Below are 19,545 nucleotides of genomic sequence, written 5' to 3'. Positions count from 1 at the left end.
TACCTCCAATGGAACCCGGGCAATCCGCCGGACGTTGACGCAGATCAACGCCGGCTCGGCGTCGCTCGCCAGAATCCACAACATCTTGTTGTTTTGCAAAATCAAAACACATCATGTTGTGGAGAAATTGAAATGACCCAGCCCCGGAAGGCTACCTGGCCGGCCACCCTGCTCAAGCGCAACGGACGTGAAGTCCCCTTCGATCCCGGCAAGATCGAACGCGCCATCGCCGCCGCCGGCCAGGCCACCGGCGAGTTCGACCCGCAGCAGGCGCAGGCGCTCGCCGAACGCGTGGTGGAACGCCTGCCGGAACGCGCCTGCCTGGATATCGAACGGGTCCAGGACCTGGTCGAACGGGTGCTGATGGAGGCCGGCCACTACCCCACGGCGCGCGCCTACGTGGTCTACCGCGAACGCCACGGCCGGCTGCGCCGCGAGCGCAAGACCCTGGTGGACGTCGCCGCGTCGATGAACGAATACCTTTCCCGCGAGGATTGGCGGGTGCGCGCCAACGCCAACCAGGGCTATTCCCTCGGCGGGCTGATCCTCAACGTATCCGGCAAGGTCACCGCGAACTACTGGCTGGACGAGGTCTACGATGCCGACATCGCCGCCGCCCACCGCGACGCCGACCTGCATATCCACGACCTCGACATGCTCGCCGGCTATTGCGCTGGCTGGTCGCTGCGCACCTTGCTGAACGAAGGCCTGAACGGCGTGCCGGGGCGGGTCGAGGCCGGTCCGCCGAAGCACCTGGGCAGCGCCCTGGGGCAGATGGTCAACTTCCTCGGCACCCTGCAGAACGAATGGGCCGGGGCCCAGGCCTTCAGTTCCTTCGATACCTACCTGGCGCCCTACGTGCGCAAGGACCGCCTCGACTACGCCAGCGTGCGCCAGGCCCTCCAGGAGTTCATCTACAACCTCAACGTGCCGTCGCGCTGGGGCACCCAGACGCCCTTCACCAACCTGACCTTCGACTGGGTCTGCCCGGACGACCTGCGCGACCAGGTGCCGCGCATCGGCGGCGAGGAGATGCCCTTCGCCTACGGCGAGCTGCAGGCCGAGATGGACCTGATCAACCGCGCCTACATCGAGGTGATGCAGGCCGGCGACGCCCATGGCCGGGTGTTCACCTTCCCGATCCCGACCTACAACATCACCCACGACTTCCCCTGGGACAGCGACAACGCCACGCGCCTGTTCGAGATGACCGCGCGCTACGGCCTGCCCTACTTCCAGAACTTCCTCAACTCGGACATGCAGCCCAACCAGGTGCGCTCGATGTGCTGCCGCCTGCAACTGGACGTGCGCGAACTGCTCAAACGCGGCAACGGCCTGTTCGGCTCGGCGGAGCAGACCGGCTCGCTGGGCGTGGTGACGATCAACTGCGCGCGCCTGGGCTATCGCCACCGTGGCGACGCCGCCGGCCTCTACCGCCAGCTCGACCACCTGCTCGAACTCGCCTTCGCCAGCCTGGAGCTGAAGCGCAAGGTGATCCAGCAGCACATGGATGCCGGCCTCTATCCCTACACCCGACGCTACCTGGGTACCCTGCGCAACCATTTCTCCACCATCGGCGTGAACGGCCTGCACGAGATGGTGCGCAACTTCAGCGACGACCGCGAGGGACTGCACAGCGAAGCCGGGCGCGAGATGGCCCTGGCCCTGCTCGATCACGTGCGCGCGCGGCTGGTGGCTTTCCAGGAGAACAGCGGGCACCTCTACAACCTGGAAGCCACGCCCGCCGAGGGCACCACCTATCGCTTCGCCCGCGAGGACCGCAAGCGCTATCCGCGCATCCTCCAGGCCGGCACGCCGGAGGCGCCCTACTACACCAACTCCTCGCAACTGCCGGTGGGCTTCACCGACGACCCGTTCGAGGCGCTGGAGCTGCAGGACGCCCTGCAATGCAAGTACACCGGCGGCACCGTGCTGCATCTCTACATGGCCGAGCGGATTTCCTCCGCCGAAGCCTGCAAGACCCTGGTGCGCACCGCCCTCGGTCGCTTCCGCCTGCCGTACCTGACCGTCACCCCCACCTTCTCGATCTGCCCGCGGCACGGCTACCTGGCCGGCGAGCACGAGTTCTGCCCGAAGTGCGACGAGGAGCTGCTGCAACGCTCCACGCCCAAGAGCTGTTGCGGCGGCTGCGGCGGTTGAGTCGCCTGTCGTTCCTTTCATCCACCAGCAAGGAGTACCACCGATGAACCCCAACCAGTTGCCCGAAGGCCAGCGCCAGCGCTGCGAAGTCTGGACCCGCGTGATGGGCTACCACCGTCCCGTGGCAGCGTTCAATGCCGGCAAGCAGTCCGAGCATCGCGAACGCCGCCATTTCCGCGAGACGCGATGAGCGCCACGCTCAGGGTCGGGGGCCTGGTGCCCCTGACCACCCTCGACTACCCCGGCCTGCTCGCCTGCGTGCTGTTCTGCCAGGGCTGCGCCTGGCGCTGCCGCTACTGCCACAACCCGGAACTGATCGCGCCGCGCGGCGCGGAGGAAATCCCCTGGCCACGCCTGCTCGACTTCCTCCGCCGACGCCAGGGCCTGTTGCAGGCGGTGGTCTTCAGCGGCGGCGAGGCGACCCTGCAGGCGGCCCTCGGCGACGCCATGCGCACGGTCCGCGAACTGGGCTTCCGCGTCGGCCTGCACAGCGCCGGCATCCACCCCCGCGCCTTCGCCCGGGTGCTGGCGCAGAGCGACTGGGTGGGCTTCGACGTCAAGGCGCCGGCCGAGGACGTCGCCGCCATTACCGGCGTGGACGGCAGCGGCGCGGCCAACTGGCGCAGCCTGGAATGCCTGCTGGACAGCGGCGTGGCCTACGAATGCCGGACCACGGTGCACTGGGGCTTGTTCGATAGCGAACGCCTCTGGCGCCTGGCGACGCGCCTGCGCGCGATGGGCGTGGAGCGCTTCGCCGTACAACTGGCGCGCCCGGCCCGCCAGCTCGATCCGCAGCTTCTCGCGAAGCCCGCGCCGCAGGGCGCTGCGCAGCTATGGCGAGAACTGGAAGAGCTGTTTCCCGCCTTCGAACTGCGCGACGCCTGAGCCTCCGGTTCAGCGGCGCCGCTCGGGCCTGCCAGCTCGCTCGGACAGGGCGGGCAGTCCCGACCAGGCCTGCTCTTCACAAGACTCATACGATCGTACGAGAGCACCTTCTCGATTCCTAGTTGCGTCCAATTGTCGCGGACGGCGCCGCTCGCCACCCTTGCTCCAGATTCAGCGACCCCGGACCCGCGCCATGAAACTCACGCTCACCCCTCCCCTGACCCCCAGCCACTGGATGCGCTCGACCGACCTGGCCGACGCCGCCTGCGCCCCCCTCGTCGGCACCCACTCGGCGGACGTGGCGATAGTCGGCGGCGGTTTCGTCGGGCTCTGGACCGCCATCACCCTCAAGCAACTGGAGCCGGACGCACGGGTCCTGCTGCTGGAGCAGGACGTCTGCGGCGGCGGCGCTTCCGGCAGGAACGGTGGTTTCGTGATGTCCTGGTGGCCGAAGATCGGCACCTTGCTGGGCTTCTGCAGCGAGGCGCAGGCGCGCTTCCTTGGCGAAAGCGCGGAGCGGGCGATCCAGGAACTCGGGGAGTTCTGCGCGCGGCATGACATCGATGCGCACTTCCAGCAGAAGGGCTGGCTGTGGACCGCCACCACGGCGCACCACCTCGACGCCTGGAACGATACCCTCGCCGCCTGCGAACGGCTCGGCGTCAGTCCCTTCGAACGCCTCGACGCCAGCGAAGTGGCACGCCGGACCGGTTCGCCGGTGCATCTCGCCGGGGTCTTCGAGCGCAGCAATGCCACCGTGCAACCAGCCTTGCTGGTGCAAGGCATGCGCCGCGTAGCGCTGGTCCTCGGCGTGGAAATCCACGAGCGCTGTGGCGTCAGCCAGATCGTTCCCGGCCAGCCGGCACAGCTGCTGAGCGCCGGGGCCCGGGTCCAGGCCAAGGCGGTGGTTCTCGCGACCAACGCCTGGTCGGCCGCCCTGCCCAGGCTCTCCAGGCTGATCGTGCCGGTGAACAGTTCCATCGCGGTTACCGAGGCGATACCGCAACGGCTGGAGCGAATCGGCTGGACCGGCGGGGAAGCCATCACCGATTCCCAACTGATGGTGGACTACTACCGCACCACCCGCGACGGGCGCATCGCCTTCGGCAAGGGCACCGGCGCCATCAGCTACGGCTCGCGCATCGGCCGGGTATTCGACGTCGACCGGGAGAGCCTGGCCCTGACCGAGGCCGACTTCCGCCGCACCTATCCCTCGCTAGGCGACGTCCCGCTGGTCGACGGCTGGTCCGGCCCCATCGACCGTACCTACGACAGCCTGCCGGTCTTCGGCCACCTGCACGAGAACATCCACTACGGCATCGGCTGGAGCGGCAACGGCGTGGGACCGAGCCGCCTGGGCGGGCGGATCCTCGCCAGCCTCGCCCTCGGCCGCGACGACCCGTGGAGCCGTTGTCCGCTGGTAGAACGCCGCTGCCGGAGCTTCCCCCCCGAGCCGCTGCGCTACCTGGGTGGCTCCCTGGTGCGCAACGCCGTCCTGCGCAAGGAACGCGCGGAACTCGCCGGTACCGCGCCCTCGGCCACCGACCGCTTTCTCGCGCGCTTCGCCCCCGCCGGCCTTGAAGACAAATCCTGAGGAGCCCATGGCATGAACCCTTCGCTCATCCGTCTCGACGACGAAAGTCCTTTCACCTCGCCCACGCCCGTCGGCCAGCCCCTGGGCGAACCGGTAGCCCTGACCCGTACCGCGGCCCACCGCCCGCTCGCCGACGGCAACGGCGTGACCGGCATCTGGGAATGCACCCCGGGGCGCTTCCGCCGACAGGTCGAGCAGGCCGAGTACAGCTACATCGTCAGCGGTGAAGGTCGCTTCACCCCGGACGAAGGCCAGGCCGTGGAGTTTCGCGCCGGCGACGCGCTCTATTTCGCCGCTGCCACCCAGGGCACCTGGGACATCCGCCAGACCGTGCGCAAGACCTACCTGATCTTCGACTGACCCCGAAGAACCGAACTCCACCGCCCTGACAGAGGAAACAAGAAATGGGTATGCGAGAAGCGAACGACAACGCATCGGGCCTCAAGGCCCATCCCCTGGGCTCGCTCGAGACGATCGCGATCATCATCGGCACCAACATCGGCGCCGGCGTGCTGAGCATGGCCTACGCCGCCCGCAAGGTCGGCTACGTGCCGTTGCTGGTATGCCTGGCCCTGACCTGCCTCTTCTGCATCGTCACCATGCTCTACGTGACCGAAGCCTGCCTGAGAACCCGCGGCAACAACCAGCTCAGCGGCCTCTCCCGGCGTTACCTGGGCCCGCTCGGCGGCTGGCTGATCTTCATCGCGGTGGCGGCCAACAGCTACGGGGCCCTGGTCGCCTACATGACCGGCAGCGGCAACATCATGCTCGAGTTCTTCGGCCAGTACGGCCTCACGCGCCAGGTCGGCAGCCTGATCTTCTTCGTCCCCTCGGCGCTGGTGCTCTACCTGGGCCTGAAGGCGCTCGGCGTGGGCGAGAAGCTGATCAGCGCCGGCATGGTGGCCATCGTCTGCATCCTCATCGGCGCTACCCTGATGCACGACGACGCCCGTCTCGCCCACCTTTGGCAGAGCCAGTGGCAATACGTGGTTCCAGTGTTCAACCTGGCGGTCTTCGTGTTCGGCGCGCAGTTCCTGGTTCCGGAGCTGGTGCGCGGCAACCTGGCAACCCCCGCGCGCGTGCCGCGCCTGATCGTGGTCGGCATGCTGCTGACCTTCCTGCTGGTGGCGGCCATTCCTGCCTCGGTCATCGCCCTGGTCGGCCCCGGCAACCTCAGCGAGGTGGCGACCTTGAGCTGGGGACGCTCCCTCGGCCAATGGGCCTACTACGTGGCGAACACCTTCGCCTTGCTGGCGATGCTGACCTCCTACTGGGGACTCGGCGGGTGCCTGTTCACCAATATCTTCGACCACTTCCGCCTGGGCAGCGAAACCAACCGGCGCAAACGCCTGGCGGTGCTCGCCGCAGTCTCGGTCCCGCCGTTCCTGCTGGCCTATGCGGGGCTCGGCGGCTTCGTGAACGCGCTGTACTTCGCCGGTACCTTCGGCGGCGTACTGATGGGCATCATCCCCATCCTCCTGCTCAACGCGGCGCGGCGCCACGGCGACCAACTGCCGGCATTCAGCTGCGGCTGGTATGCCCATCCGCTGATACAGGGGCTGATCGTCCTGGTGTTCGCCTCCAGCGGGGTCTACGCGATCGCCTCGGCACTGGGGATGCTGCCCGCCAGTTGGTGACAGGGCGCGCTGCCTGCGCCCGGGGCGATTACACTGAAGGCCCATGCCTGGAGTTTCCTGGACATGCCGCAGAGCATCCGCCACCTGATCGCCCTCCCCGAACTCCGTTCACGCCTGCTGAGCGGAGCCGGCGGCCTCGACCGCCCGGTTCGCTGGGCGCATGTCTGCGAACTCGACGACCCCACCGAATGGCTCGGCGAGGGTGACCTGCTGATGACCACCGGGCTGGGCATACCGAGCGAGGCCGAGCGGCAACGGCGTTACGTCCGAAGACTGGCCGAGGCCGGCCTGGCAGGCATGATGATCGGCGAGAACATGGAAGCCCCGAGCGACCTCGATGCCCTACGCGAGACGGCCGAGGCCCTGGGCTTCCCGTTGATTCTCACCCACTACGGCGTCCCTTTCGCCGCCGTGACCCGGGCCATCGTCGATGCGGGGCAGAAAGACGAATACGAGCGCCGCAACGCCCTGGCCCGGATATACGAAAGCGCCCGGCTGAGCATGCAGGGACTGGGCCTGCCGGCGCTGCTGCAACGCCTCGGCAAGGACGTGCGGAGCAGCCTCTACCTCATCGTTCCCGACACCCTGGCGGCTTGGCAGCCAGGCCTGCCAGGGCTGCCCGTGGAGTTGGCCGACGCGCTGCGCAACCGCCGTCGCGAGCAGGCGGAGCCGCAGCCGATGGTCCTTCGCCATCCGCTCGCGGAAGGTGAAGCGCTCAGCATCGGCATTCCTTCCGACCGGAACTGCCTGCTGATAGCCCTGGGCGAGCGGCTGCCGGACTACAGTCTCCTGCACCACCTGACGGCAGTGCTCGGCATAGAGATCGAACGGCTGCGCGTCGAAAGCGAACGCCACCTGCGCCTGGGTTCGGAATTGCTCGACGACCTGCTGCAACGACGGCTATACCGGGAACAAGCCGAGGAGCGGCTGGAGGAACTGCTGCCCGGGCTCGATCTCGACGATGCAGTCGTTTCCGTGGCAAGTTCCGAGGGGCTCGCGACCGACCCTATCGGTCTTTTCCGGGGCCACGACTCACGCCTGCTGGTTCGCGCGCAAGGCCAGGAAATCATTCTGCTGCACCAGGCCGGCCTCGCCTCGACACTGCAGGAAGCCCTGGACAGCTCGCTGGGAGTGAGCGCTCCGCTCCGTCGTGCCGAACGTTGCGCCGAGGCCTTGCGCGAAGCGCGCCTGGCCCTGGCCCACAGCCATTCCCGGCGGCCGTTGTGTCGCTACGCGGAACTGGACGACGAGGCGCCCTGGCTACCCAGAAGCCTCGCCGAGGCCGAGCGGGCGTTCCGCCTGGTCCTCGGCGCCCTCCACGACTATGACGCGGCCAATGGCTCCGCACTGCTATACACGCTGCAGGTCTTTCTCGAGGAAAACAGGTCCTGGTTGAACGCCGCGCAGCGGCTACACATACACAAGCAGAGCCTGGTCTACCGGATACGCCGCATCGAGGAAATCAGCGGTCGCTCGCTGGACAGCACCGCCGATGTGGCGACCCTCTGGTTCGCCTTGCAGGCAACCCGGCTGTCGCCGGAAGCGAGGGGCAGGACGGCGAAGAGCAGCCTCCTGGAGCAGTCCGCGCACCATGGCGGCGACATGGACTGACGGCGGAGCCCGATACCTGGCGCTTGCAGGGCGACGCCGCCGCCAACAGGCGCGGCCAGGAACGGTTGCCCGGCAGGGGCGTGGCCTGTGGATGCCGGACCACGGTGCATCGCAGCGAGCGCCGTTGCGAATGCATTAATCCCCCTTGCTAGCTAGCCACCCCGCCGCTGGAGCGGCGCGGCCCGCGCTTCTAGGCTCGAACGGTAAGACGGAAGCCCATCGGCGCGGCGCAAAGGAGGCCTGCGATGCGTAACGGAATCGACGCTGTATCCGCCCCGCTACCCACCCTGTTCGTATCTCCGCCGGCGGTCTTCACCGCCTCCCTCGAGCGACTTCCCCCACGCGCTCGGCAGGCCCCCGCCGCCCAGCGCCCGCCGGGGTCGCCCGGCATTCCCGGCAGCGCCCGGTTGCAGACTGGCGCCACCACGTCCCGCTGACGTCCCAACGCCGACGGCCATACCGTCGCAAGCACTTCATCCCCCGCGATCCGCCCGTCGCGCTCGTCCCCATCGGGACCAACCGGGCCGCCCCCGGCCCGCTCCTTCGAACCTGCGTGGAGTCCATCCCATGAACGGAAGCAGATCCACCTTTCTCTACCTTCTCGCCGCCGCCGGCCTGGCGCTGACACCCGCGGCCCAGGCCGACCGGGGCAACGACGTGGTCGCCCGGCTCAACCAGTTGTACAACGACACCCGCCAGGATTGCGGCGGACCGTCGAAGCCGGCATTCCTCTGTTCCGGCGTGCTGTTCCGCGCCACCTGGCCTTCGACCGACTACATGTTCTACAGCATCAGTCCGAAGAGCCAGAAAAGCGGCGGCGTCTCCGCCTCCTACCTGCGCAAGGACGCCAAGTACCGCAAGCTCGCCTATGGCCTGAAGAGTGGCTTCATCTTCGACACCATCTTCGGTAATCCGAAGGACCACCAGGACTATGCGGTGCTCTGTTCCTTCCCCATCGACGCCGCCACCGACGACCGCGCCCAGCAGGGTTGCACCGATTCGCGGCGCACGCCGAACAGCGTCGAGAAGTCCTGCCAGGACATCAACGTCAGCACCGCCGAGCAGTGGGCGGCGAACTACCGGCAGAACCGCGGCGACCATTCGCGGCAGTGCTCCTTCGACGTCCGCGACGAGCGCAATACCGCCGCCGGCCCGGCCTTCTACCAGAGCATCCGGGCGATGGCGCAGATCGCCGACGAATCCTTCACCACCCAGAACGAACTGCGCCTGGCCAAGTGGGAGGAAAACCCGCCGAAGTCGCCGTCGATCCTCGCCGCGTTCTACACCGAGGACGCCGGCCTGGAGGGCGCTCGGCTCAACCAGATCCAGTGGTACCAGTCGGTCCAGGCATTCCTCCCGATCATCAACATGCGACTGCCGCAGACCCGCCAGCAGGACGCGCAGTTCGCCTACGACGGGCGTAAGCAGGCGATCTACCCGACCAGCGAGAAGAATGCCTGCGAGCGCTATGTGGAAAGCGCCACCTGGGTGGAGCGCGACGATCCGGGCTTCAGGAAGAAGATCATGACCCTGGAAGTGGTACCGACCGATTGCGGGCGCAAGATCCAGGACAACCAGACCAACAATTTCTTCAACGAGCTGGTGGTCGACCACTACCTGGACAGCGAATGGAAGGACAACCCGGACAACCGCGACAGCAATATCGGCAGCATGCGCCGACAACTGGTCTGCCACTTCAACGTCGCCCGCAACAAGCCAGAGTGGAACCTGGAACCCTCGCGGCCGTACACCTCCAACGAGGACTCCATCGCCAAGGGCTGCAATAACACCTGAGGCCGCTCCGCGGGGGCGCTACGGCGTCCCCTGCGAACAGCGATATGGCCTTTTGATATCACACGCTCTACCATGCCGTCTTTCCAAGCCGCCAGGGAACGAACGCATGGCTTTCGATGCCGCCCGCTATGTCCACCGCTACTACGCCAGCCTGGCGCCCGCCCCGGGCAACGAATACCCGCGCCTGAGGGCCTGGGAGTACCTCTGGGAGTATGTCTGGGACCCCAGTCGCAGCTGGGACGACCTGACCGCCCCCGAACAGCTCGACACCACCGCCCTGCACCTGGGTTTCTACCTGGCCAACTGGGGTATGTTCCGTGGCTCCTCGGGACTGCTGCAGAACAGCAACCTGGACCTGATGAAAGCGCTGGCCCGGCAGCTCTTCAGCGGTGCCGGAGCGGAACTGTTCGAGCTGTCCCTGGTGGATTTCGCCGGCAACGGCGCGCGCCTGGCGCACAACCGCAAGCTGCTGGAAACGGTGCTCGGGTCGATGGATGCCCTCAGCAGCCGGGTGAGCTGGACCGACACCCTGAAGAGCAAGATCCTGCTCGGCGTCTGGGGCGAGTTTCCCGCCCTCGACCGCCACTACCTGGCCGCCTGTCGCGCGCTGTATCCACGCCGGGGCCTGACGAGCGTCAACGGCGGCACCCTCACCGCGCTGCACCGCCTGATCGGCGAAGAAAGGCTGTCGTTCCCGCGCCTGGAGACCGCCCGCAAGGGGCTCCTCTATCCCACCGGACGCCTGGCCGACATGGCTTTCTTCCAGTACGGCCTGGAAAACGCCTGAGGCGCTGCGCCGCCGATCCGGGGGACTTGTAGGCATGCCCTCGCTGTAAGTAGTATGAGACTCATTCTCAATTACAACAGCGATCCCCTCCATGCCGCCGGCCGACGCCTCCCTGCACGACGCTGTGAGCCATCTCTACCAGGACCACCATGGCTGGCTGCAAGGCTGGTTGCGGCGACGCCTGGGCTGCGCGGAAAACGCCGCCGACCTGGCCCAGGACACCTTCGCCCGCCTGCTCGCCTCGCGCCGGGTACTGGATGCGCGCGAACCGCGCGCCTACCTGACCACCGTCGCCAAGGGGCTGATGATCAACTGGTTCCAGCGCCAGTCGCTGGAGCGCGCCTACCTCGATGCCCTGGCCAACCTCCCGGAAGACCTCGCGCCGCCGCCGGAACAGCGGTTGATGGTGCTGGAAACCCTGCATGAAGTAGACGCCCTGCTCGGCAGCCTGCCGGACAGGGTCCGCCAGGCGTTTCTCCTGGCGCAGATCGAAGGCCTGAAGTACGAAGCCATCGCCGAGCGCCTGGGCGTGTCCCTGGGCTCGGTCAAGCGCTACATGCAGCAGGCCTTCCGCCAGTGCCTGGAGCTGATGGAATGAATTCCGCGGGCGAAGGCCGGATTCCCTCGCCGATCCTCGACGAGGCCGCCGAGTGGCTGGTGCGCCTGCAGGACAGCGGCTGCACCGACGACACGCGCCAGGCGTGCGCCCAGTGGCGGCAGCGCAGCCCACAGCACGCCCATGCCTGGGAGCGCGCCGAGCGCCTGCTGCAATGCCTCGGCCGACTGCCGCCGGCGCTGGCCCTGCCGACCCTCGGCCGCGAGCGCGGGCTGGACCGGCGGCGCGCGATCAAGCACCTCGCCCTGGTCCTCGGCGGCGCCTCGCTGGGGCTCGCCACCTGGCAGGCCGAGCCGTTGCGCGACTGGCTGGCCGACCAGCGCACCGGCGTCGGCGAACAGCGCCGCTTGACCCTGCCCGACGGCAGCCTGCTGACCCTGAACACCGACAGCGCCGTGGACCTCGCCTTCGACGCCAGCCAGCGGCTGGTACGCCTGCTGCGCGGCGAGATCTTCGTCGATAGCCGCGCCGACCCGCGTCCGTTCCGCGTCGCCACCGCCGAAGCGCGGCTGCATGCCGGTGCCGCCCGCTTCAACGTACGCCAGGAGATGGCCGCGACCCGGGTCGCGGTACTCGCCGGGCGGGTCGAACTGAGCCCGCTCCACGGACGCGGGCGCTGGCTGGAAAGCGGCGAGTCGGTGCGCCTGGGCGCCGACGGCGAAGCGCGCCGGCTGGCCTTCGACGGCCTGCCGGACGCCTGGACCCGCGGCATGCTGATGGCCGACCGGATGCCGCTGGCCGAGGTGCTCGCCGAACTCGCCCGCTACCGTCGCGGCGTACTGCGCTGCGACCCGCAACTGGCCAGGCTGGCGGTGTCGGGCGCCTATCCGCTGCTGGACCTGCGGCGCACGCTGGGCATGCTGCAGGCCACCTATCCGCTGAAGGTGCGCGGGGTGACCGACTACTGGATCAGCCTGGTGCCGGCGTGACGGCGCGGCCACCATCCCCGTGGCAAGCGCCCCTCGCGTCCACCCCGGCAGGCCGTCCGCCGTTGCGCCGGAACAGGCGTTGCCATCGACATACCGTGCTCCGCAGAAAAATAACCGCCTCGACCTGAGACCTTTTTCCTTCTCGGCTGGCAAGTAGAGGAATCCGCCCCGACCCAAGGTCCGCAGAGACCACGAGGAACCCTGTACATGCCCGTACGCACGCTTCGCCCCCGTTCGCTGTCCCTGGCCATCCACGCCGCCGCCATGACCCTCGCCCTCGCCGGAGCGGCCCCCGCCCTGCTTGCCGCCGAGGCGCCCGCCGCCAGCTCGGCGCGCAGCTATGACATCGCCCCCGGCCCGCTCGGTCGCACCCTGTCGGCCTTCGCCAGCGACAACGGGGTGTCCCTGGCGTTCGACCCGGCGCTCACCGAGGGTCGCCGCAGCGCCGCCCTGCGCGGCCGCTACGCGCCGGTCGAGGCGCTGCACCGCCTGCTGCTGGGCAGCGGCCTGGAGTTGCAGCAGCGCAGCGACGGCAGCTACACCCTGGTGCCGGCAACCACCGATGGCGCGCTGGAACTGCAATCCTCGCTGATCACCGCCCAGGCCGCCGGTGCCGAGACCCTGCCCGCCGAGTACGCCGGCGGCCAGGTAGCCCGTGGCGCGCGCCTGGGCATGCTGGGCAACGCCGACGTGATGGACGCGCCATTCAGCATCACCAGCTACACCGCCAGAACCATCGAGCAGCAGCAGGCGCGCAGCGTCGCCGACCTGCTACAGGCCAACGATCCGTCGGTGCGGGTGGTCGGCGGGCGCGGCGACCTGGTGGACAGCTACACGATTCGCGGCTTCAGCGTGCAGAACGCCGACGTCGCCTTCAACGGCCTCTATGGCCTGCTGCCGTTCTGGCGGGTACCGATCGAATTCGCCGAGCGCGTGGAAGTGCTCAAGGGACCGAACGCCCTGCTCGGCGGGATTTCCCCCGGCGGCAGCGTCGGCGGCACCATCAACCTGGTGCCCAAGCGCGCCGACGACCAGCCGCTGACCCACGTCAGCGTCGACTGGACCCAGCGCAGCCAGCTCGGCACTCACCTCGACATCGGCCGGCGCTTTGGCGAGAACAACGCCTTCGGCGTGCGCTTCAACGGCGTCTACCGCAACGGCGATACCGCCGTCGACCATCAGAGCCGCGAGTTTCCCATGCTCTCCCTGGGCCTGGACTTCCGTGGCGAGCGCCTGCGCCTGTCCAGCGACCTGCTGTACCAGAAGGAAAGCCTGGAAGGCGTGGTGCGCCCGCTGCTGACCGGCCCGGGAACCACCCACATCCCCCACGCCCCGGACTCGAAGACACGCTTCGGCCTGCGCGATTCCTACCTGGACCAGGAGGACTACTCCATGGTCAACCGCGGCGAGTACGACCTCGCCGACAACCTGACGGCGTTCGCCAGCATCGGCGGCCGCCAGAGCAACTACGAAACCATCGCCGCCAACAGCATCCTCATCGGCAACCAGGGCGATATCGTCAACAGCCTGGCACGCCAGCGCGGCGACCGCCGCACCTATTCCGCCGAGGTCGGCCTGCGCGGCAACTTCGACACCGGCCCGCTCCGCCACGACTGGACGCTCAGCGCCAACCGCCTGCACGAACGGCTGGGCATGGTCTATGCCTTCACCGGGATGCAGCCGGGCAACCTCTACCAGACCTCGCCGCATACGCCGCTGCCGGACTTCTCCAGCCTCGACGGGAGCATTCCGAAGACCAATGAAACCGACCTTGGCGGCGTGGCGCTGGCCGACAGGCTGTCGTTCCTCGAGGATCGCGTGCAGGTCACCCTGGGCGTGCGCCGCCAGCAGATCGAGTCGCGCAACTACGACCAGACCAGCGGCGCGCGCACCAGCCACGACAAGCGGCACGTGTGGACGCCGATGGCCAGCGTGCTGGTCAAGCCGCTGCAGGACCTGTCGCTGTACGCCAACTACATCCAGGGCCTCAGCCAGGGCGAGGCGGCGCCGATGACCGCGGCCAACGCCGGCCAGGTGCTGGCGCCATACAAGGCCGAGCAGTACGAGATCGGCGCCAAGTACGACCTGGGCGGCTTCACCACCACCCTGGCGCTGTTCGAGATCAGGAAACCGAACGCCTATACCGACGCCAGCAACGTCTTCCGCGCCGACGGCGAGCAACGCAACCGCGGCGTGGAGCTGAGCCTCTATGGCGAACCGCTGGACGGCGTGCGGGTGATGGCCGGCGCCACCTACATCAAGCCCGAGCAGAACAAGACCGGCGACCCTGCCAGCGAAGGCAAGGACGCGCCCGGCGTGGCCCGTCGCCAGGCCAACCTGGGGGTCAGCTGGGACACCCCGTTCGTCGACGGACTGACCCTCGACAGCCGCTGGATCTACACCGGCTCGGCCTATGTGGACAGCGCCAACGCCCTCGCCGTGCCGCACTGGAACCGCGTCGACCTCGGCGCCGCCTACGCCTTCCAGGTCGCCGGCAAGCCGCTGGTGGCGCGCGCCAACCTGGAGAACGCGCTGGGCAAGGACTACTGGACCGCAGCCAACGGCTACCTGTCGATCAGCTCGCCGCGCACCCTTTCCCTTTCCCTCACGGCGGACTTCTGAGTCCGCCCCACCATAACCAGAAACCGCCGATGACCAGCCTATGACCGCGAAAACCCTGCGCACCTGGTACCTGGTGCACAAATGGACCAGCCTGATCTCCACGATCTTCCTGCTGATGCTTTGCCTCACCGGGTTGCCGCTGATCTTCCACGAGGAGATCGAGCACTACTTCGAGCCGCATCCGCAGCTCGAGCCGCTCACCGCCGAGTCGCCGCGCATCGACTACGACGACGTGATCGCCCGCGCCCTGGCCGCCCGGCCGGGCGAAGTGGTGCGCTTCCTGGTATTCGAAAAGGACGACCCGCTGGGCCTGGTGATCAGCGCGCCGAGCCTGGTACCGCCGCCGGAGAACGGCCACATGCAGCCGTTCGACGCGCGTACCGGGGAATTCTTCGACGCGCTGCCGCCGCCGGGCGGCTTCATGTACCTGATGCTGAAGCTGCACACCGACCTGTTCCTCGGCCTGCCCGGCTACCTGTTCCTCGGCCTGATGGGCCTGCTGCTGGTGGCCTCGCTGGTGTCCGGGGTGGTGGTATACACGCCGTTCATGCGCAAGCTGGACTTCGCCACGGTACGCGCCGAACGCAGCCGTCGCCTGAAGTGGCTGGACCTGCACAACCTGCTGGGCATCGTCACCCTGTCCTGGGTACTGGTGGTCGGCGTGACCGGGGTGATCAACACCCTGGCCCTGCCGATCCTGATGCTCTGGCAAGGCGGGCAGTTGGCGGAAATGACCGCGCCCTACAAGGACGCGCCGCCGCTACAGCGCCTCGGCTCGCTCGACGCGGCCCTGGCCACGGCACGCCGGGCGGCGCCGGACATGGAGGTCAGCTTCGTCGGCTTCCCCGGCACCCAGTTCAGCAGCCAGCATCACTATGCGGTGTTCATGCGCGGCAACACGCCGCTCACCGAGCGCCTGCTGAAGCCGGCACTGATCGACGCGCAGAGCGGCGAACTCACCGACATGCGCGAGATGCCGCTGTACGTGAAGACGCTCCTGCTGTCGCAGCCGCTGCACTTTGGCGACTACGGTGGCATGCCGCTGAAGATCGTCTGGGCGCTGCTCGACCTCGTCAGCATCGTCATCCTCGCCAGCGGTCTCTACCTCTGGCTCGGCCGACGCAAGACGCCATTGGAGAAGCGCCTGGCGGAACTGCCGGGCGGCAGCCTGGCGACGGAGGGCAAGGCATGAGGCGCGGTCTCTGGATGATCTTCCGCTGGCCCCTGCTGCTGGCCCTGCTCGGCCTCTTCGGGCTGCTCTCGGCGCTGCTCGGCGACGGCCTCTACGACCTGCTCTCCTGGCTCGCCCTGGGCACTCCGCTGGTGCTGGTCGGCTGGGTCTGGCTGCGCCTGCCGCGAACCCGAAGGAATCCCTGAGATGACCACCCCGCCGCCCTCCGCCAACACCCTGGACCTGCGTCCGCTGATGTTCGAGACCTTCGTCTGCACCCTCGCGGTGATGTCCTTCGTCGCCCTGGTCGGCCCGCTCGCCCGCAAGCTCGGCCTGGCGCCCTGGCAGGCCGGCGCCGCGGTGACCGTCGGCGGCATCGCCTGGATGCTCGCGGCGCGGCCCTGGGGCATCGCCAGCGACCGGCATGGGCGACGGCGGATACTGCTCGGCGGGCTGGCCGGCTTCGCCCTCTCCTACGCCTCGCTCTGCCTGTTCATCGTGCTCGCCTTGCACTGGACGTTGCCGACCCTGCTCTCCTTCGCCGGTATCGTTCTCCTGCGCGGCCTCGCCGGCGGTTTCTACGCCGCGGTGCCAGCCTGCACGGCGGCACTGGTGGCCGATCACGTCGAGGCGCAACGACGCGCCGCGGCGCTGGCCGGACTCGGCGCGGCCAGCGCGATAGGCATGGTGATCGGGCCGGGGCTGGCCGGACTGCTGGCGACTCACGGGTTGGTCCTGCCGTTGCTGGTCACCGGCGCGCTGCCCCTGGTCGCCCTGCTGGCGCTCTGGCGCTGGCTGCCGCGCGAGGAGCGTCGCCAGCCGAACCGCGGCGCCGCCCTGGCGATCGGCGACCGCCGCCTGCGGCGGCCGCTGGCGGTGGGCTTCGTGGCGATGTTCAGCGTCACCGTGGCGCAGATCACCGTGGGCTTCTTCGCCCTCGACCGGCTGCGCCTGGATTCCGCCGACGCCGCGCGGGTGGCCGGCATCGCCCTGACCGCCGTGGGCGTCGCGCTGATCCTGGCCCAGCTCCTGGTGCGCCGCCTGGACTGGCCACCGCCGCGACTGATCCGGGTCGGCGGGCTGGTCGCCGCCATCGGTTTCGCCGCCGTGTGCTTCGCCGACTCGCCGCCGCTGCTCTGGCTGGCCTTCTTCGTCGCCGCGGCGGGCATGGGTTGGGTGTTCCCGGCAGTCTCGGCGCTCAACGCCAATGCCGTGCGCGCCGAGGAACAGGGTGCCGCCGCCGGCACCCTGGTGGCCGTACATGGCTTCGGCCTGATCAGCGGGCCGCTGCTCGGCGCGCTGCTCCACCAATTGGACAGCCGCGCCCCCTACGCGCTGGTCGGTCTGCTGCTGGCGCTGGCGGCGTTCTGGCCGAGCCAACCGACGCGCCCCGTGGAAACGAGGAGCGAAGCACCATGACCGCTGTCGACCTGCTGCTGGTCGCGACCCTGCTGGCGGCCCTGCTCGCCTGGTGGATACCCGCCCTGCCCGGCCGCCGTGGCCTGCTGGCGCTCGCCTCGACGCTGGCGCTCGGCGCCGGCCTGTACGCTGCATGGGACGACCGCTGGCAAGCCGCCGTCGGCGCCTTCGCCGGTTTCTCCCTGCTGCTCGGCGCCTGTCTGCGCCGGAAGCCCGTGCGCGGCCTGCCGTTCCGGACCGGTTCGCTGTACGGCCTGCTGGTGCTGCTGGCAATCGCCGCGCTGTACCTGTTCCCGGTCGCGCCGCTGCCGGCGCCGAACGGCCCCTATGCGGTCGGCGTGCGCGATTTCGAACTGGACGACCCCAGCCGGCCCGGCCTGCTCGGCGCCCCGGCCGGGCAGCCGCGGCGCCTGCTGGTACGCGCCTGGTACCCGGCACGCCCGATCGCCGGCGCCGCGCCGCGTCACTATTTCGACCCAGGCGAGGCGCGCAGCACCGCGCGGGGCTTCGGTGAAATACTCGGCTTTCCGCCGTTGCTCGCCTACCTCAAGCACCTGCGCACCAATTCCTATCCGGACGCCCCACTGCGCGACGACTCCGCTCGCCTGCCGGTGGTGTTCTACAGCCACGGCTACAGCGCCTTCGCCGGTGGCAACTGGACCCTGATGGAAGAGCTGGCCAGCCACGGCTACGCGGTCTACGCCATCCAGCACAGCGGCGACGCGTCGCCGACCCGCCTGCCCGACGGCACGCTGCTGCCCATGGACCCCGGGCTGGTCGAACACCTGCGCCGGGCCGCCCACGACGGCTTGCCGCAGGCCATGCGCCAGGGCTATGTCAGCGACGATCTCGACCAGCGCCTCGACGGCCAGTTGCACACCGCCCTCGACCTGCCCGCCCCGGCCAACCGCGCCGTCAACCTCAGCGCGCCGGTATGGCTGGCCGACCGCCTGTTCGTCCATGACCGCCTGCAGGCCGGCGAGGTCCCGGACAGGGTCGCCGACCTGGTGGCCGCCAGCGACTTCGCGCACACCGGCGAGATGGGCATGTCCTTCGGCGGCTCGACCACCGGCGCGGTCTGCATGGTCGACCGACGCTGCGCGGCAGCGGTCAACCTCGACGGCGGCGACTTCGACTTCGCGCCCTTCGATAGCGATTTCCCGGCACCGCTGCTGATGCTGCACGCCGACCTTGGCAACTTCTACCGGCTGTTCGGCATCGAACCGCCGGCCCGCCCGAGAAGCTTCAACGACTTTTCCTACGAACGCTTCGAGCACGCAGGCCAGCGCCAGGACATTCATCGCCTGGTACTGCGCGATTCGGCCCATGCCGGGCTTACCGACAATCCGCTGTTCATCCGCCGGCCGCTACGCGACGGGCTGCTCGGCTCGGCACCGACGGAAGTCCTCATCCAGGCTCCCAACGCCCTGGTGCTGGGTTTCTTCGATCACTACCTGCGCGGCCGCGCCAACGACTTTCCGCAAGCGCAGATGGCGCGCTTCCCCGCCTGGCTGACGCGCTACGACAACTCGGCGGTGCGCGACTGGTGGCTGGCCAAGCCGGAAGCCCAGCGCCTGGCGCTGCGACAACGCATCGACGAAATGAAACGGCGCAAGACCGGGCTGGATCTTCCCTGACGACGGGTTACAGTGGGCGCCCCATCTGCGGAGCGCCGCCCCATGCATATCCCGCCCGAGCTGATCATCCACCAGACCCGCCACTGGACGCTGAACCAGCGGATCGACTCGGCCCTGCCCGGCTACTGCATGCTCGGCTCGCGGCAACCGGCGACGGCCTTCCACCAACTGCCGGAACAAGCCCTCGCCGAATTCGGGCCGCTGCTGGCCAGGGTCGAGCGCGAAATGGACGCGCTGCTGCGGCCGCGACGCATCTATGTCGGTCGCTACGGTCACATGCCCGGCCTGCCGGTGCATTTCCACCTGATTCCACTGTACGACTGGGTCGAGGAACTGTTCTGGGAGGACACGCGCTACCGGACGCTCCAGCAGTTCGGCGTGCCGACCGCCGAACCCCTTACCGATGGCGCCGAGCTGACCCTGTTCGTCTGGCGCGAATTCTGCGAACGCGCCGATCCACCGGCCGTGCGCGGCATGGATCGGCAACAGGCGATCGCCGGATTGCGCCGGGCCTTCGGCCACGGCGTCCAACCCCGAACATCGCCTGGGCCGGACTCCGAGCCCGCGCAGGGCGCATGACCGCGTGCGGTTGGATGGGCTCCAAGGCCGCGTAGGGCGAATAACCGCGTGCGGTTATCCGCCATGAAACGCCGGCGCAGCGGTGTCGTCACGGTTGCAGGTAG

At 68.7% G+C, this 19,545-nt stretch carries 18 protein-coding genes; all 18 read left to right on the top strand.

Annotated elements, in window-relative coordinates; all coding sequences use genetic code 11:
• Nucleotides 1-132: 132 nt before the first annotated feature.
• The gene (locus HMPREF2924_RS07895; RefSeq protein ID WP_003161722.1) at nucleotides 133-2,160 is read left to right on the top strand and encodes a ribonucleoside triphosphate reductase; all 2,028 of its coding nucleotides are present in this window, start codon (nucleotides 133-135) and stop codon (nucleotides 2,158-2,160) included.
• Nucleotides 2,161-2,203: 43 nt separating this feature from the next.
• Entirely contained in the window at nucleotides 2,204-2,350 is a 147-nt protein-coding gene (nrdD, locus tag HMPREF2924_RS07890) for an anaerobic ribonucleoside-triphosphate reductase (protein WP_003088212.1), read from the top strand.
• Complete coding sequence (locus tag HMPREF2924_RS07885) at nucleotides 2,347-3,045, top strand: anaerobic ribonucleoside-triphosphate reductase activating protein (RefSeq protein ID WP_004363707.1); 699 nt, start codon at nucleotides 2,347-2,349, stop codon at nucleotides 3,043-3,045. Before nrdD ends, HMPREF2924_RS07885 begins: the two co-directional genes overlap by 4 nt.
• Nucleotides 3,046-3,238: 193 nt before the next feature.
• The gene (locus tag HMPREF2924_RS07880; protein ID WP_004363709.1) at nucleotides 3,239-4,639 is read left to right on the top strand and encodes an NAD(P)/FAD-dependent oxidoreductase; all 1,401 of its coding nucleotides are present in this window, start codon (nucleotides 3,239-3,241) and stop codon (nucleotides 4,637-4,639) included.
• Between the two features lie 12 nt (nucleotides 4,640-4,651).
• Nucleotides 4,652-4,999, top strand: coding sequence for a cupin domain-containing protein (locus HMPREF2924_RS07875; RefSeq protein WP_003088200.1), 348 nt, complete (start codon nucleotides 4,652-4,654; stop codon nucleotides 4,997-4,999).
• Between the two features lie 44 nt (nucleotides 5,000-5,043).
• Entirely contained in the window at nucleotides 5,044-6,276 is a 1,233-nt protein-coding gene (locus HMPREF2924_RS07870) for an aromatic amino acid transport family protein (RefSeq protein WP_004363711.1), read from the top strand.
• 63 nt (nucleotides 6,277-6,339) lie between these two features.
• The gene (locus HMPREF2924_RS07865) at nucleotides 6,340-7,887 is read left to right on the top strand and encodes a PucR family transcriptional regulator (protein ID WP_004363713.1); all 1,548 of its coding nucleotides are present in this window, start codon (nucleotides 6,340-6,342) and stop codon (nucleotides 7,885-7,887) included.
• Between the two features lie 245 nt (nucleotides 7,888-8,132).
• Nucleotides 8,133-8,324 carry a hypothetical protein gene (locus HMPREF2924_RS34105; protein ID WP_023094768.1) on the top strand — a complete coding sequence of 64 codons (192 nt, stop codon included), beginning with the start codon at nucleotides 8,133-8,135 and terminating at the stop codon, nucleotides 8,322-8,324.
• A 130-nt stretch (nucleotides 8,325-8,454) separates the two neighbouring features.
• A complete protein-coding gene (locus HMPREF2924_RS07860) occupies nucleotides 8,455-9,681 on the top strand; it encodes a DUF2599 domain-containing protein (protein ID WP_003112111.1) in 1,227 nt (408 codons plus the stop codon).
• A 106-nt stretch (nucleotides 9,682-9,787) separates the two neighbouring features.
• Nucleotides 9,788-10,468, top strand: coding sequence for a hypothetical protein (locus HMPREF2924_RS07855; RefSeq protein ID WP_003088189.1), 681 nt, complete (start codon nucleotides 9,788-9,790; stop codon nucleotides 10,466-10,468).
• 91 nt (nucleotides 10,469-10,559) lie between these two features.
• Nucleotides 10,560-11,066: a sigma-70 family RNA polymerase sigma factor gene (locus tag HMPREF2924_RS07850; RefSeq protein WP_003088185.1), complete on the top strand. Its 507-nt coding sequence runs from the start codon at nucleotides 10,560-10,562 to the stop codon at nucleotides 11,064-11,066.
• Entirely contained in the window at nucleotides 11,063-12,013 is a 951-nt protein-coding gene (locus HMPREF2924_RS07845) for a FecR domain-containing protein (protein ID WP_003132698.1), read from the top strand. The genes HMPREF2924_RS07850 and HMPREF2924_RS07845 overlap by 4 nt, the downstream gene beginning before the upstream one ends.
• 207 nt (nucleotides 12,014-12,220) lie before the next feature.
• Nucleotides 12,221-14,635, top strand: coding sequence for a TonB-dependent receptor (locus tag HMPREF2924_RS07840; RefSeq protein ID WP_003132700.1), 2,415 nt, complete (start codon nucleotides 12,221-12,223; stop codon nucleotides 14,633-14,635).
• Nucleotides 14,636-14,675: 40 nt separating this feature from the next.
• The gene (locus HMPREF2924_RS07835; RefSeq protein ID WP_003132702.1) at nucleotides 14,676-15,827 is read left to right on the top strand and encodes a PepSY-associated TM helix domain-containing protein; all 1,152 of its coding nucleotides are present in this window, start codon (nucleotides 14,676-14,678) and stop codon (nucleotides 15,825-15,827) included.
• Nucleotides 15,824-16,012 carry a hypothetical protein gene (locus HMPREF2924_RS07830; protein ID WP_003088166.1) on the top strand — a complete coding sequence of 63 codons (189 nt, stop codon included), beginning with the start codon at nucleotides 15,824-15,826 and terminating at the stop codon, nucleotides 16,010-16,012. The genes HMPREF2924_RS07835 and HMPREF2924_RS07830 overlap by 4 nt, the downstream gene beginning before the upstream one ends.
• 1 nt (nucleotide 16,013) lies before the next feature.
• Nucleotides 16,014-17,225 (top strand): MFS transporter, encoded by a 1,212-nt coding sequence (locus HMPREF2924_RS07825; RefSeq protein WP_003132704.1) that lies wholly within the window; start codon nucleotides 16,014-16,016, stop codon nucleotides 17,223-17,225.
• Entirely contained in the window at nucleotides 17,222-18,862 is a 1,641-nt protein-coding gene (locus HMPREF2924_RS07820) for an alpha/beta hydrolase (RefSeq protein ID WP_003132706.1), read from the top strand. Before HMPREF2924_RS07825 ends, HMPREF2924_RS07820 begins: the two co-directional genes overlap by 4 nt.
• A gap of 42 nt (nucleotides 18,863-18,904) precedes the next feature.
• Nucleotides 18,905-19,441, top strand: coding sequence for an HIT family protein (locus HMPREF2924_RS07815; protein ID WP_003112074.1), 537 nt, complete (start codon nucleotides 18,905-18,907; stop codon nucleotides 19,439-19,441).
• The last annotated feature ends 104 nt before the right edge of the window (nucleotides 19,442-19,545 follow it).

This window comes from Pseudomonas sp. HMSC063H08 (assembly GCF_001813645.1).
Classification (GTDB): domain Bacteria; phylum Pseudomonadota; class Gammaproteobacteria; order Pseudomonadales; family Pseudomonadaceae; genus Pseudomonas; species Pseudomonas aeruginosa.
The sequence above is the reverse complement of the archived record's forward strand: the minus strand, read 5'-3'. Positions and strand labels throughout refer to the sequence as shown.

Excerpts from the sequence above, each read along its gene's own strand:
- HMPREF2924_RS07840 (WP_003132700.1), top strand. The coding sequence starts at position 12,221 with ATGCCCGTACGCACGCTTCGCCCCCGTTCGCTGTCCCTGGCCATCCAC.
- nrdD (WP_003088212.1), top strand. The coding sequence starts at position 2,204 with ATGAACCCCAACCAGTTGCCCGAAGGCCAGCGCCAGCGCTGCGAAGTC.
- HMPREF2924_RS07830 (WP_003088166.1), top strand. The coding sequence starts at position 15,824 with ATGAGGCGCGGTCTCTGGATGATCTTCCGCTGGCCCCTGCTGCTGGCC.
- HMPREF2924_RS34105 (WP_023094768.1), top strand. The coding sequence starts at position 8,133 with ATGCGTAACGGAATCGACGCTGTATCCGCCCCGCTACCCACCCTGTTC.
- HMPREF2924_RS07815 (WP_003112074.1), top strand. The coding sequence starts at position 18,905 with ATGCATATCCCGCCCGAGCTGATCATCCACCAGACCCGCCACTGGACG.
- HMPREF2924_RS07845 (WP_003132698.1), top strand. The coding sequence starts at position 11,063 with ATGAATTCCGCGGGCGAAGGCCGGATTCCCTCGCCGATCCTCGACGAG.
- HMPREF2924_RS07895 (WP_003161722.1), top strand. The coding sequence starts at position 133 with ATGACCCAGCCCCGGAAGGCTACCTGGCCGGCCACCCTGCTCAAGCGC.
- HMPREF2924_RS07875 (WP_003088200.1), top strand. The coding sequence starts at position 4,652 with ATGAACCCTTCGCTCATCCGTCTCGACGACGAAAGTCCTTTCACCTCG.
- HMPREF2924_RS07860 (WP_003112111.1), top strand. The coding sequence starts at position 8,455 with ATGAACGGAAGCAGATCCACCTTTCTCTACCTTCTCGCCGCCGCCGGC.
- HMPREF2924_RS07825 (WP_003132704.1), top strand. The coding sequence starts at position 16,014 with ATGACCACCCCGCCGCCCTCCGCCAACACCCTGGACCTGCGTCCGCTG.
- HMPREF2924_RS07885 (WP_004363707.1), top strand. The coding sequence starts at position 2,347 with ATGAGCGCCACGCTCAGGGTCGGGGGCCTGGTGCCCCTGACCACCCTC.
- HMPREF2924_RS07850 (WP_003088185.1), top strand. The coding sequence starts at position 10,560 with ATGCCGCCGGCCGACGCCTCCCTGCACGACGCTGTGAGCCATCTCTAC.
- HMPREF2924_RS07855 (WP_003088189.1), top strand. The coding sequence starts at position 9,788 with ATGGCTTTCGATGCCGCCCGCTATGTCCACCGCTACTACGCCAGCCTG.
- HMPREF2924_RS07870 (WP_004363711.1), top strand. The coding sequence starts at position 5,044 with ATGGGTATGCGAGAAGCGAACGACAACGCATCGGGCCTCAAGGCCCAT.
- HMPREF2924_RS07880 (WP_004363709.1), top strand. The coding sequence starts at position 3,239 with ATGAAACTCACGCTCACCCCTCCCCTGACCCCCAGCCACTGGATGCGC.
- HMPREF2924_RS07820 (WP_003132706.1), top strand. The coding sequence starts at position 17,222 with ATGACCGCTGTCGACCTGCTGCTGGTCGCGACCCTGCTGGCGGCCCTG.
- HMPREF2924_RS07865 (WP_004363713.1), top strand. The coding sequence starts at position 6,340 with ATGCCGCAGAGCATCCGCCACCTGATCGCCCTCCCCGAACTCCGTTCA.
- HMPREF2924_RS07835 (WP_003132702.1), top strand. The coding sequence starts at position 14,676 with ATGACCGCGAAAACCCTGCGCACCTGGTACCTGGTGCACAAATGGACC.